General features: G+C 67.0%; 11 protein-coding genes. 8 read left to right on the top strand and 3 right to left on the bottom strand.

Going from position 1 to position 12,698, the window contains the following annotated elements; all coding sequences use genetic code 11:
• The first annotated feature begins 58 nt into the window (after positions 1-58).
• The 8 genes from M5I08_RS04340 (at position 59) to nuoN (ending at position 10,542) form a co-directional block, all read left to right on the top strand.
• The gene (locus M5I08_RS04340) at positions 59-2,467 is read left to right on the top strand and encodes an NADH-quinone oxidoreductase subunit G (RefSeq protein ID WP_219068393.1); all 2,409 of its coding nucleotides are present in this window, start codon (positions 59-61) and stop codon (positions 2,465-2,467) included.
• An 82-nt stretch (positions 2,468-2,549) separates the two neighbouring features.
• On the top strand, positions 2,550-3,794 hold the full coding sequence (nuoH, locus tag M5I08_RS04335; RefSeq protein ID WP_219068407.1) for an NADH-quinone oxidoreductase subunit NuoH: 1,245 nt from the start codon (positions 2,550-2,552) through the stop codon (positions 3,792-3,794).
• Entirely contained in the window at positions 3,787-4,332 is a 546-nt protein-coding gene (nuoI, locus tag M5I08_RS04330) for an NADH-quinone oxidoreductase subunit NuoI (RefSeq protein ID WP_219068394.1), read from the top strand. Before nuoH ends, nuoI begins: the two co-directional genes overlap by 8 nt.
• On the top strand, positions 4,329-5,150 hold the full coding sequence (locus M5I08_RS04325) for an NADH-quinone oxidoreductase subunit J (RefSeq protein ID WP_219068395.1): 822 nt from the start codon (positions 4,329-4,331) through the stop codon (positions 5,148-5,150). Before nuoI ends, M5I08_RS04325 begins: the two co-directional genes overlap by 4 nt.
• On the top strand, positions 5,147-5,446 hold the full coding sequence (nuoK, locus tag M5I08_RS04320; protein WP_219068396.1) for an NADH-quinone oxidoreductase subunit NuoK: 300 nt from the start codon (positions 5,147-5,149) through the stop codon (positions 5,444-5,446). Before M5I08_RS04325 ends, nuoK begins: the two co-directional genes overlap by 4 nt.
• A 4-nt stretch (positions 5,447-5,450) precedes the next feature.
• Positions 5,451-7,334, top strand: coding sequence for an NADH-quinone oxidoreductase subunit L (gene nuoL, locus M5I08_RS04315; protein ID WP_219068397.1), 1,884 nt, complete (start codon positions 5,451-5,453; stop codon positions 7,332-7,334).
• Entirely contained in the window at positions 7,328-8,941 is a 1,614-nt protein-coding gene (locus M5I08_RS04310) for an NADH-quinone oxidoreductase subunit M (protein ID WP_219068398.1), read from the top strand. Before nuoL ends, M5I08_RS04310 begins: the two co-directional genes overlap by 7 nt.
• Positions 8,938-10,542 carry an NADH-quinone oxidoreductase subunit NuoN gene (nuoN, locus tag M5I08_RS04305; RefSeq protein ID WP_219068399.1) on the top strand — a complete coding sequence of 535 codons (1,605 nt, stop codon included), beginning with the start codon at positions 8,938-8,940 and terminating at the stop codon, positions 10,540-10,542. The genes M5I08_RS04310 and nuoN overlap by 4 nt, the downstream gene beginning before the upstream one ends.
• Positions 10,543-10,630: 88 nt before the next feature.
• Here nuoN and M5I08_RS04300 read toward each other — a convergent pair whose 3' ends face one another.
• From M5I08_RS04300 to M5I08_RS04290, 3 genes are read right to left on the bottom strand one after another with little or no spacing between them, the layout of a single operon-like run.
• The gene (locus tag M5I08_RS04300) at positions 10,631-10,885 is read right to left on the bottom strand and encodes a three-helix bundle dimerization domain-containing protein (RefSeq protein ID WP_219068400.1); all 255 of its coding nucleotides are present in this window, start codon (positions 10,883-10,885) and stop codon (positions 10,631-10,633) included.
• A 29-nt stretch (positions 10,886-10,914) separates the two neighbouring features.
• A complete protein-coding gene (locus M5I08_RS04295; RefSeq protein ID WP_249763116.1) occupies positions 10,915-11,445 on the bottom strand; it encodes a hypothetical protein in 531 nt (176 codons plus the stop codon).
• Positions 11,442-12,698, bottom strand: a complete 1,257-nt coding sequence (locus M5I08_RS04290; protein ID WP_219068401.1) for a DUF58 domain-containing protein — start codon at positions 12,696-12,698, stop codon at positions 11,442-11,444. Before M5I08_RS04290 ends, M5I08_RS04295 begins: the two co-directional genes overlap by 4 nt.

The following is a 12,698-nucleotide window of genomic DNA, read 5'->3' as shown; positions in this document are numbered from 1 at the left end:
CGCCCTGGCCGGCATTCTGCGCACGCGCGCGGACTAGTTGGGGGAAGGAGCGGCACGCGTGACCCAAACGGTAGACACCGCAGCGAAGGTTTCCCAGCCGGAGCTGGTGACGTTGACCATTGACGGCGCCGAAATCAGCGTTCCTAAAGGCACTTTGGTGATCCGGGCCGCCGAGTTGATCGGCGTTCAGATCCCCCGGTTCTGCGACCACCCGCTGCTGGACCCGGTCGGCGCCTGCCGCCAATGCCTGGTCGAGATCGAGGGCGAGCGCAAACCGATGGCGTCGTGCACCATCCCGGTGACCGACGACATGGTGGTACGCACCCAGTTCAGCTCCGAAGCGGCCGACAAGGCCCAGCACGGGGTGATGGAGCTGCTGCTGATCAACCACCCGCTGGACTGCCCCATGTGCGACAAGGGCGGTGAGTGCCCGCTGCAAAACCAGGCGATGTCCAACGGCCGTGCCGATTCCCGCTTCAACGATGTCAAGCGCACGTTTGCCAAGCCGATCAACATCTCCTCGCAAGTACTGCTGGACCGCGAACGCTGCATTTTGTGCGCGCGGTGCACCCGGTTCTCCGAGCAGATCGCCGGTGACATCTTCATCGACATGCTCGAGCGCGGCGCCCTGCAGCAGGTCGGCATTTACGCGAACGAGCCCTTCGAGTCGTACTTTTCCGGCAACACTGTGCAGATATGCCCGGTCGGCGCGCTGACCGGAACCGCCTACCGGTTTCGGGCCCGCCCCTATGACCTGGTCTCCAGCCCGAGTGTCTGCGAGCACTGCGCGTCAGGATGTGCCCAGCGCACTGACGATCGCCGCGGCAAGGTGCTGCGCCGGTTGGCCGGCGACGAGCCTGAGGTCAACGAGGAGTGGAACTGCGACAAAGGCCGATGGGCATTCACTTACGCCACCCAGCCCGACCGGGTCACCACTCCCATGGTGCGCGGTGCGGACGGCCTGCTGGCGCCCGCCTCGTGGCCGCACGCGGTGGCAACCGCTGTCGACGGGCTCACCGCGGCGACGGGCGGCACAGGCGTGCTGCTCGGTGGCCGGCTGACCCTCGAGGACGCCTACGCATATTCCAAGTTCGCTCGAATCGCCTTGGGCACCAACGACATCGACTTTCGCGCCCGCCCGCATTCGGCGGAGGAGACACAATTTTTGGCGGCCCGGGTCGCCGGCAGGTCGCTGGGCATCAGCTACTCCGACCTGGAATCGGCATCGGTGGTCCTGCTGGCCGGCTTCGAGCCCGAGGAAGAGTCGCCGATCGTATTCCTGCGGCTGCGCAAGGCCGCCCGCAAACGCGGACTGCCGGTATACGCCATTGCCCCATTCGCCAGCAGCGGGTTGAAGAAGTTGTCCGGCAAGCTGATTCAGACGGTGCCTGGCGCCGAGGCCAGCGTGTTGGACGGGCTGGCCACCGGCGAGCTCGCTGACCTGCCGCCTCTTTTCTCTAAACCGGGAGCGATCATCGTCGTCGGCGAACGGCTAGCCGGTGTCCCCGGCGGACTGTCGGCCGCGACCCGGCTCTCCGACACCACCGGGGCGCGACTGGCGTGGGTGCCTCGCCGCGCCGGAGAACGCGGAGCGCTGGAGGCCGGGGCGTTGCCGGGTCTGCTGCCCGGCGGCCGTCCGCTGGGTGATGAGACGGCCCGCTCGCAAGTGCGCGAGGCCTGGCATGTCTCTGGATTGCCTGTCGCCGACGGCCGCGACGCCGACGGGATCCTGGCCGCGGTCGCCGACGGCACGCTGGGCGCCCTGCTCGTCGGCGGCGTTGAACCCTACGACTTCGCCGATCCCGACGGCGTGCTGGCCGCCCTGGACGCGGCGGGCTTCGTGGTGAGCCTGGAGCTGCGGCACAGCGCTGTGACCGACCGCGCCGACGTGGTTTTCCCGATCGCGCCTGTGGCGGAAAAGTCGGGCACCTACGTCAACTGGGAGGGCCGGCGCCGCAGCTTCCCGGCCGCCCTGCCCGCCGCGGCCACACCGGACCTGCGAGTGCTCGACACCCTGGCCGACGAAATGGGCATCGATTTGGGGCTGCCCACCGTCGAGGCCGCGCGCGCCGAGCTGGATGCGCTGGGTGTCTGGGCCGGCACGCGCGGCGCCGTGCCGAACGTCGCCGCGGCCGCGGCGCCCAAACCCGCTGCCGGCCAAGCGGTTCTGGCCGGATGGCGAATGCTGCTCGACGCGGGCCGGTTGCAAGACGGCGAACCCCACCTGGCCGGCACCGCGCGCACGCCGGTGGTGCGGCTGTCGGCCAAAACGGCGGACGCCATAGGCGCGGCTGACGGCGCCGAGGTCACCGTCAGCACCGACCGCGGCGCGATCACGTTGCCGCTGACCATCACCGAGATGGCCGACAACGTGGTGTGGCTGCCGCTGAACTCACCGGGCTCGGCGGTGCACCGGACGTTGGGTGTAACAGCCGGCGCCGTGGTGCAGATTGGGGTTGGGTCATGACGCGCCGCGACGATGCAGTGGGGGCACCCCCAGCCGCGCAGCGGCGAGGGGGACGAAGCGATGAGGAGAAGCGGCGACAATGATCTCCGGTTTCGGGCATGACACCTGGTGGCTGATCCTGGCCAAAGCGCTTGCCGTCTTTGTCTTCCTGGTGCTGACGGTGCTGGTCGCGATCTTGGCCGAACGCAAGATCCTGGGCCGGATGCAGATGCGGTGGGGGCCCAACCGGGTCGGCCCGCGGGGATATCTACAGAGCCTGGCCGACGGCGTCAAGCTGGCGCTCAAGGAGCCCATCACCCCGTTCGGCGTCGAGAAGCCGATTTTCATACTGGCACCGGCGATCTCCACGATTCCCGCGATCACCGCCTTCGCGTTCATCCCCTTCGGGCCGCAGGTGTCGGTCTTCGGCCACTGGACCGCGCTGCAGGTGACCGACCTGCCGGTGGCGGTGCTGTTCATCCTGGCGCTGTCGTCGATCGGCGTCTACGGCATCGTGCTGGCGGGCTGGTCGTCGGGCTCGACCTATCCGCTGCTGGGCGGGGTGCGCTCCACCGCGCAGGTGATCTCCTACGAGGTGGCGATGGGGTTGTCGTTCGCGACGGTGTTCCTGTTCGCCGGGACGATGTCGACCTCGCAGATCGTGTCGGCCCAGGACCGGGTCTGGTACGTCTTTCTGCTGCTGCCGTCGTTCGCGGTGTACCTGGTGTCGATGGTCGGTGAGACCAATCGCGCGCCGTTCGACCTGCCCGAGGCCGAGGGCGAACTGGTCGCCGGCTTCCACACCGAGTACTCGTCGCTGAGCTTCGCGATGTTCTATCTGGCGGAGTACATCAACATGACCACGGTGTCGGCGTTGGCCGCCACGCTGTTCCTCGGCGGCTGGCATGCGCCGTGGCCGCTGGACATGTGGGCCGGCGCCAACTCCGGCTGGTGGCCGGTGCTGTGGTTCACCGCCAAGGTGTGGCTGTTCCTTTTCGCCTACTTCTGGTTGCGAGCCACCCTGCCGCGACTGCGCTACGACCAATTCATGGCGCTGGGCTGGAAGATCCTCATCCCGGTGTCGCTGGCGTGGGCGCTGATCGCCGCGACGATCCGCACGCTGCGCGACGAAGGTTATTCGCACTGGACGCCGGCGCTGGCGATCGCCAGCCTCGTCGTCACCGCGTTGCTGCTGGCGCTGTTGCGAAAACCGTTCGGCAGCAAGCGAAGCCAAAAGAAGCGCCACGAATTGCCGGTGGCGGTACAGCGCTCCGAGCCGGCGTTCCCCACGCCGCCACTGCCGGGCCGGCCGCTGGCACCGGCGACCAAGGAGGCTGTCAATGGCTAAATTCCTCAGCTCCCTCGCCGGATTCGGCGTCACGTTCGGGACGATGTTCAAAAGGCCGGTCACCGAGGAGTATCCGGAGAAACCCGGCCCGGTGGCACCGCGCTATCACGGTCGCCATCAGCTCAACCGGTACCCGGACGGCTTGGAGAAGTGCATCGGCTGCGAGCTGTGCGCCTGGGCCTGCCCGGCCGACGCCATCTACGTCGAGGGCGCCGACAACACCGAGGAGCAGCGGTTCTCCCCCGGCGAGCGCTACGGACGCGTCTACCAGATCAACTACTTGCGGTGCATCGGCTGCGGACTGTGCGTCGAAGCGTGCCCAACCCGCGCGTTGACGATGACCAACCACTACGAGATGGCCGACGACAACCGCGCCGACCTGATCTATGAAAAGGACCGGCTGCTGGCGCCGCTGGAGCCCGGGATGACGCCGGCGCCGCACCCGAGGGCCGACGGTGCGACGGACGCCGACTACTACCGCGGCAACGTGACGTCAGAAGGCCTGCGGGACAAGCACAGTTCGGATGCCGCATTATGACCGGCCCGGGAACTACGCTGCTGGCCGGCCACTTTGCCGCTGACGCAATTACCCGCACCTCCACCGGCGAGGCGGTGACGTTCTTCGCGCTGGGCGCGCTGGCGCTGATCGGGGCGGCAGGCGTGGTGATGGCCGCCAACGCCGTCTATTCCGCGATGTTTCTGGCGATGACCATGATCATCCTGGCGGTCTTCTACATGATCGAGGACGCGCTATTCCTCGGCGTGGTCCAGATCGTCGTCTACACCGGCGCCGTGATGATGCTGTTTTTGTTCGTGCTGATGCTGATCGGCGTTGACTCGGCCGAGTCTCTGGTCGAGACGCTGCGGGGACAGCGGGTGGCCGCCGTGGTCGCCGGTGTCGGATTCGGCGCGGTGCTCATCGCCGGCATCGGCCGGGTGACCGCCGGCGGTTTCACCGGATTGACCAAAGCCAACGCCGGCGGCAACGTCCAGGGTCTGGCGGCGCTGATCTTCTCCCGCTACCTGTGGGCGTTCGAGCTGACCAGCGCACTGCTGATCACCGCCGCCGTGGGCGCGATGATTTTGGCGCACCGCGAGCGCTTTGAGCGCCGAAAGACTCAGCGGGAGCAGTCAATCGAACGGTTCTACCCGGGTGGTCACCCGACGCCGCTGCCCGGTCCGGGTGTCTATGCCCGGCATAACGCGGTCGACATGGCCGCGCGGCTGCCGGACGGCTCCTACTCCCGGTTGTCGGTGCCGCAGGTATTGGAACAGCGAACGGCCGAGGAGCTGGAATCCCATGCCCGAGGTGGCGCCAATGGACCTGGCGGCATCACCGGAAAGGGTGCGCGATGAACCCGCAGAACTACCTTTATCTTTCGGCGCTGCTGTTCACCATCGGGGCGGCCGGTGTGTTGTTGCGCCGCAACGCCATCGTGATGTTCATGTGCGTGGAGCTGATGCTCAACGCGGTCAACCTCGCGTTCGTCACGTTCGCCCGGATGCACGGTCAACTCGACGGCCAGATGGTGGCGTTTTTCACCATGGTCGTCGCCGCCTGCGAAGTCGTGGTGGGCCTGGCCATCATCATGACGATTTTCCGTGCCCGCAAATCGGCTTCGGTCGACGACGCCAACCTGCTCAAGGGCTGACCGGATGACGCATTTGACGTGGCTGGTCGTAGCTCTGCCCGCGGCCGGCGCCGCGATTCTGCTGCTCGGCGGCAGACGCACCGACGCGTGGGGCCACCTGCTCGGCTGCGCGACCGCGCTGGGCGCGTTCGGCATCGGTCTGGCGCTGCTGGCCGACTTGCTCGGCCGGCACGGCGACGCCCGGACCATCAGCCAGCACCTGTTCAGCTGGATCCCCGTCGGCGGTCTGCACGTCGATTTGGGTCTGCAGATCGACCAGTTGTCGATCTGCTTCGTGTTGCTGATCACCGGCGTCGGATCGCTGATCCACATCTACTCGGTCGGCTACATGGCGCAAGACCCCGACCGCCGCAGGTTTTTCGCTTACCTCAACCTGTTCTTGGCGGCGATGCTGTTGCTGGTGGCGGCCGACAACTACCTGGTGCTCTACACCGGCTGGGAAGGCGTGGGCCTGGCGTCGTACCTGTTGATCGGTTTCTGGTATCAGCGGCCGACCGCGGCCACCGCGGCCAAGAAGGCGTTCGTGATGAACCGGGTTGGGGACGCCGGACTGGCGCTGGCGATCTTCGTGATCTTCGCTAACTTCGGGACGCTGTCGTACGCGCAAGTGTTCGGCCAAGCGCCGGGAGCCGGCCGCGGCGCGCTCACCGCGATCGGGTTGCTGCTGCTGTTGGGGGCTTGCGCCAAATCCGCGCAGGTTCCGCTGCAGGCCTGGCTCGGGGACGCGATGGAGGGTCCCACCCCGGTGTCCGCGCTGATCCACGCCGCCACGATGGTGACTGCCGGGGTGTATCTGATTGTGCGATCCAATCCGCTCTACGACCTGGCGCCGGACGCACGGCTCGGCGTCATCGTCGTCGGCACGGTGACGTTGCTGTTCGGGGCGATCATCGGCTGCGCCAAGGACGACATCAAACGCGCGCTGGCGGCGTCGACCATGAGTCAGATCGGCTACATGGTGCTGGCCGCGGGGCTGGGCCCGGCCGGCTACGTCTTTGCGATCATGCATCTGCTCACCCACGGTTTCTTCAAAGCCGGCCTGTTCCTTGGCTCCGGCGCGGTCATCCACGCGATGGACGGGGCACAGGACATGCGCCGCTACGGCGGGCTGCGTGCGGCGCTGCCGATCACCTTCGTGACGTTCGGGCTGGGCTATCTGGCGATCATCGGAGTGCCGCCGTTCGCCGGCTACTTCTCCAAGGACGCGATCATCGAAGCCGCGCTGGACGCCGGCGGAGTCCGCGGCTATCTGTTGGGCGGGGCAGCGCTGCTGGGCGCCGGGATCACCGCGTTTTACATGACTCGGGTGATGCTGATGACGTTCTTCGGTGAAAAGCGTTGGGCCGCAGAAACACGTCCGCATGAGGCGCCCGCGGTGATGACCTGGCCGATGAGCCTGCTCGCGGTCGGGTCGGTGTTCTCCGGCGGACTGCTGGCCATCGGCGGCACGCTGCGGCACTGGCTGGAACCGGTAGTCAGCTTCGAGGAAAGCTCGCCCGTCTTGCCGACGTGGGCGTTCACCATCGTCACGGTCGGCATCGTCGTGGTCGGCATCGGCGTGGCCGTCCTGCTCTACGGCCTGCGCAGGGTCCCCGACACCGCACCCGCCGAGGTGTCGGTGCTGACGACGGCCGCGCGCCGCGATCTCTACGGCGACGCCTTCAACGAGGAGGTGTTCATGCGACCCAGTGGGCAACTAACCCACGCGCTGGTCGAATTCGACAACCAGGGCGTGGACGGCTCGGTCAACGCCCTGGCCGCGTTGGTCAGCCGGACCTCGGACCGGTTGCGCGGATTGCAGACCGGGTTCGCCCGCAACTACGCGTTGTCGATGTTTGTGGGCGCGGCGCTGGTCGCCGCGGCGATTTTGGCGGTGCGACTGTGGTGACCTTCCCCTGGCTGTCCGTGCTGTGGATGGCGCCGTTGGCCGGCGCCATCGCCGTCATCCTGATGCCGGCCGGATGGCGGCAATTCGCGAAATGGGCCGGCCTGGCCGTTTCGGTGGCCGTGCTGGTGGTGTCCATCCTGATCGCGGTCGAATTCAAGACCGGCGGCCAGACTTACCAATTCGTTGAAACCCACCGCTGGATACCGGCATTCGGCGCCGGCTACACCCTCGGTGTCGACGGAATTGCGCTGGTGTTGGTGCTGCTGACCACCGTCCTGGTACCGCTGCTGCTGGTGGCGGGCTGGAACGACAGTGCCGATGCTGACGACCCGCTGCGCTGGCGGTCGTCAGGTGGCGAGCGCTCGCGCGGTCCCCAGGCCTACGTCGCGCTGGCGCTGACGGTCGAGTCGATGGTGCTGGTCTCGGTGGTCTCGCTGGACGTGTTGCTGTTCTACGTGTTCTTCGAGGCGATGCTCGTCCCGATGTATTTCCTCATCGGCGGCTTCGGCGGCGCCCACCGGTCCCGCGCTGCGGTGAAGTTCTTGTTGTACAACCTGTTCGGCGGCCTGATCATGCTGGCCGCCGTGATCGGGTTGTACGTGGTGACCGCTGAACATGGTTCGGGCACCTTCGATTTCCGCCAGATCGTCGCCGCCGTCTCGTCGGGATCATTCGGCGCCTCGTCGGCGGTGCTCAAAGCGCTGTTCTTGGGCTTCATGTTCGCGTTCGCGATCAAGGCGCCGCTGTGGCCGTTCCACCGGTGGCTACCCGACGCCGTGGTGGAGTCCACACCGGCCACGGCGGCGCTGATCACCGCGGTGATGGACAAGGTCGGCACCTTCGGCATGCTGCGCTATTGCCTACAGTTGTTCCCTGACGCGTCAACATATTTCCGGCCGGCCATCGTGGTGTTGGCGGTCATCGGCGTCATCTACGGCGCGATCGTGGCCATCGGCCAGACCGACATCATGCGGCTGATCGCCTACACATCGATCTCGCACTTCGGCTTCATCATCCTGGGTATCTTTGTGATGACCACCCAGGGCCAGAGCGGCTCGACGCTGTACATGTTCAACCACGGCATCTCCACCGCCGCAGTGTTTTTGATCGCCGGATTCCTGATCTCGCGCCGCGGCAGCCGGTCGATCGCCGCCTACGGCGGTGTGCAGAAGGTGGCGCCGGTGCTGGCCGGCACGTTCCTGGTCGCAGGTCTGGCCACGTTGTCGCTGCCCGGGCTGGCGCCGTTCATCAGCGAGTTCCTGGTGCTGATCGGCGCGTATAGCCGCTACTGGCTCGCGGCGGCGTTCGGGGTCACCGCGCTGGTGCTCTCGTCGATCTACATTCTGTGGCTTTACCAACGGGCGATGACGGGCCCGCTCGCCGCGGGCAACGAGCGGATCCGTGACCTGGTGCCGCGCGAAATCGTCGTTGTCGCATCGCTCATCGCGCTGCTGTTGGTGCTCGGCGTGTACCCGAAACCGGTGCTGGACATCATCAACCCGGCGGTGGCCAACACCATGACCGCCATCGGCCAGCACGACCCCGCACCGATCGTGCGGGCGGGTGTCACGCGCGTACCGGGAACGGCGGAAGGACCGCGCCGATGACGTCTGTTTCTGTGCCCGCTCCCAGCGTCGAATACGGCCTGCTCTCACCGATGCTCATCGTCTTCGGCGTCGCTGTGGTCGGGGTTCTGGTGGAGGCGTTCCTGCCGCGGCGGGCCCGCTACGGCGCCCAGGTTGTCCTTGCGGTCAGCGGGCTGATCGCCGCCTTCGTCGCGGTCGTCGTCGTCGGCCGACAGCTGCCGCAGACCGGCCGCACAGCGGTGCTGCAGGCGCTGGCTATCGACCGACCCACTCTGCTGTTGCAGGCCACCATCCTGCTGGTGGGCGTGCTGGCAGTGATCTTCATCGCCGAACGGCGTGATGAGAAGGGCGCCGCCACCGGACCGGGCGCGGCGACCGCCACCGCCCACATCGCTGCCGGGCTGGATTCTTTTACCCCGCAAGCCTCTGCGGTGCCCGACAGCGCGGCTGAGCATCAGGCTATCCGCGCCGGGGTGAGACAGACCGAGCTCTTCCCGCTGACCATGCTGGCCGTCGGCGGCATGCTGGTGTTCCCCGCGGCCAACGACCTGCTGACGATGTTCGTCGCGCTGGAAGTCTTATCGCTGCCGCTGTACTTGTTGTGCGGGCTGGCCCGTCACCGCCGCTTGCTGTCTCAGGAGGCATCGGTGAAATACTTTCTGCTGGGCGCATTCTCGTCGTCCTTCTTCCTCTACGGCGTTGCGTTGCTCTACGGCGCGACGGGCACGCTGTCGCTGCCCGGCATCGCCGAAAAGCTGCGCGGCGGCGCAGGCGGATCGATGGCGTTGATCGGCGTCGCATTGTTGGCCGTCGGCCTGTTGTTCAAGGCCGGCGCGGCCCCGTTCCATTCGTGGATTCCCGACGTCTACCAGGGTGCACCAACGCCGATCACCGGGTTCATGGCCGCGGCTACCAAGGTCGCGGCGTTCGGCGCGCTGCTGCGCGTCGTCTACGTGGCGCTTCCGCCGCTACATGACCAATGGCGGCCTGTGCTGTGGGCGATCTCGATCCTGACCATGGTGGTCGGCACCGTCACCGCAGTGAACCAAACCGACGTGAAACGGCTGCTGGCGTACTCGTCGATCGCACACGTGGGTTTCATCCTCACCGGTGTCATCGCAGACAATCCGGCCGGCCTGGCGTCGACCATGTTTTACCTGGTCGCCTACAGCTTCAGCACCGTGGGCGCATTCGCCGTCGTCGGCTTGGTCCGCAACGCCCGCGGCGACGAAGATGCCACCATGTCGCATTGGGCCGGCTTCGGCCAGCGTTATCCCGGTGTGGGACTGCTATTTTCGATGTTCCTGCTCGCCTTCGCGGGTATCCCGTTGACCAGCGGATTCGTCAGCAAGCTCGCGGTTTTCCAGGCGGCGGCCGAGGGCGGTGCGGTGCCGTTGGTGATCATCGGTGTGATCGCCAGCGGGGTCGCGGCCTACTTCTACGTGCGGGTGATCGTGCTGATGTTCTTCACTGAGCCGCCCGCCGATCAGCTGCACGTCGTGATGCCCAGCTTCTGGAGTAAAGCCGCGATGGCGGTGTGCGCAGCGGTGACCATCGGCCTGGGTGTCTTCCCGCAGCCGCTGCTCGATCTCGCCAACCAGGCCGCGCAATTCGTGAGATGACAGATCCGCTGGTTCTCAGCGACTTCGACGGCACTGCCGGCCCGCTGGCAATGGTTGAGATGCCGGCGCCGAAGGGTTCGCGACGGCGCTAGGCGTTGCCCGCCATGGTGAGATCGCGCAAGGCAAGCGCGGCCAGATCCGGTCGCAAGACGCTTAGTTCCTCGAGTTCCTCGTCGGCGCGCCGCTCCACTAGCAAAGGAATGAAACCACGCACCCGGCTACTTTGGAACTGTGCATAAGCATGCCGCACGACGGCGGCGATGTGATCCTCGGGAAGAGCCGTGTATTTCTTGGCCAGCCGACGCTCAACGTCGCCGATAAGCGCCCGCTCTTCGTGAGGCATGCCGACATTTTAACCCATCCCCACGGCGGTCAAGGTGGGTTTCGTAACCGCCGTGTAGGATAAATCTCCTGCAAAACGCCTTTGCTCCCGACGGCTTCGGAGCTCTGCAGGAATGGCCGGGTGGCTAACAGGTACACGGTGAAGACGGCCAGCGGGGCCAGCAACGGCAACCAGGGCAGCTGCAGCGGAAACGCCGTCGCGACCAGGCCGGCGAACGCGAATCCGAGGGCTCCGGCCACGCTTGCCCCGCTAACACCGTCCAGCCCCGCGCCGCCACCGGCCGCATGCCGCAGCACCAAGTAGACTGCCGCGGACAATCCGGATACCGCGGCCAGCGCGGCCGCCGGATCCGACAGCGCGATCACCCCCACGGTGAGCAGCACCGCCAGCGTCGCGACCGGGCGAAACAGGACACCGGCCACCAGCGCGACCAGCGCGGCCGTCACCGCGATCAGGGCCGGACCCTGCGCGCCGACCCCTACGGCCGCCACCATCGAGAAGCCGAAGGCCGCTGACAAGGCGGCCAAAAAGCTCGCCACCAACTGCCCGCCCTGCCTCATCGTCGGCGTCCCGTGACCGGCCGCCGACGATCGGGCGCCAGACGCATCGATTGGTCCAGGCTGCGGTCCGCCTGCCAGCCGACCACGTCGACGCCGACGGTTGCCATGTCGCGATACATCGCCGATCGTTGCAACGTCCACAGCCGGTCCACCAAGGGATCCTGCTGGGCGGCGAACGGTGAGCCCTGCAGAACATCGACTGCCACCACGACGTGTCCGCGTCGGCGCAGGTCGATCAGTGACAGCGCGAACTCGGTGTCCAGCAGGGTGGAGAACGCGACCACGATCGCACCCGGCGGAATAGCTGCGCGCGGCGCCAAAGTCCCAGTGGTGGTTTCGAATTCGTCACCCGCCGCAAGCACGGTGTCGAGCACTCGATAGAACTGACGCTGGCCGATGTCGGCGCCCAGCCAGCGGGGCCGGCGACCGCCGAGCGCGACGATGCCGGCCCGATCACCGCTGCGCAGCGCGGTCTGCACCACCTGTGCGGCACCGCGCACCGTCCGCTCGGTCGAGGCCGTCGCCGGACCGGCCGGCTGCGGATAGCCGTCGATGAGCACCACCACATCGGCGGACCGGTCGGTCAACCGCTGCGTCACATGCAGGCGGCCGCGGCGGGCGCTCACCGGCCAGTTGATGGTGCGCAGCTGGTCACCGGGCACATAGCTGCGAACGTCGGCGTACTCGACGCCGCGGCCGATGTGCCGGGTCAGGTGGGTGCCGAGCCGATCGAGCAGCTCGGTCGGCGGCAGTGCGGTCGGTTGCGGCGGCGTCATCGGAAACACCGTCACCTTGGCCGCGTCGACGGTGCCTGTCCCGGTCAGCAGCCCGCCGTGCGCGACGACCTCGACCGTGGCCCGGATGGGGTAACGGCCCCAGCGTTGCGCTGTAGTGGCCACCGTCTGCCGCTGTCGCGATGTTCGGTCTAAAACCTCCAGTCGCATCCCGTCGGCCACTGACACCGTCAGTTTTACTGCGGCGCCACAGGTTTGGGTGGTGGCCCAGACGTTTAGCTGCACCTGCTCGGTTTCAAAGCACCGCTGTGAACCGGGTTCTGCATGCACATTGACCCTCGGCAATGGTCGCTGCCAGCTGATGGAACACAACACACCGAGCAGCGGCGCCACGAACGCAATCAACTGCCATCGCGATCCGATCACCGCGACGGCCAGCGCCAGTCCGGCACAGGTTGCGATTGCCCGCGTCAACGCCGATGCCCGCCAGCGCAATTGGACTTCCCGAATCTCGGTCAC

This window comes from Candidatus Mycobacterium methanotrophicum (assembly GCF_023515995.1).
GTDB classification, from domain to species: domain Bacteria; phylum Actinomycetota; class Actinomycetes; order Mycobacteriales; family Mycobacteriaceae; genus Mycobacterium; species Mycobacterium methanotrophicum.
This window is presented reverse-complemented; position numbering and strand designations above follow the sequence as displayed.

What these genes read in the sequence shown, in the direction of transcription:
- nuoL (WP_219068397.1), top strand. Translation starts at nt 5,451, where the DNA reads ATGACGCATTTGACGTGGCTGGTCGTAGCTCTGCCCGCGGCCGGCGCC.
- M5I08_RS04300 (WP_219068400.1), bottom strand. Translation starts at nt 10,885, where the DNA reads ATGCCTCACGAAGAGCGGGCGCTTATCGGCGACGTTGAGCGTCGGCTG.
- M5I08_RS04295 (WP_249763116.1), bottom strand. Translation starts at nt 11,445, where the DNA reads ATGAGGCAGGGCGGGCAGTTGGTGGCGAGCTTTTTGGCCGCCTTGTCA.
- nuoK (WP_219068396.1), top strand. Translation starts at nt 5,147, where the DNA reads ATGAACCCGCAGAACTACCTTTATCTTTCGGCGCTGCTGTTCACCATC.
- nuoI (WP_219068394.1), top strand. Translation starts at nt 3,787, where the DNA reads ATGGCTAAATTCCTCAGCTCCCTCGCCGGATTCGGCGTCACGTTCGGG.
- M5I08_RS04325 (WP_219068395.1), top strand. Translation starts at nt 4,329, where the DNA reads ATGACCGGCCCGGGAACTACGCTGCTGGCCGGCCACTTTGCCGCTGAC.
- nuoN (WP_219068399.1), top strand. Translation starts at nt 8,938, where the DNA reads ATGACGTCTGTTTCTGTGCCCGCTCCCAGCGTCGAATACGGCCTGCTC.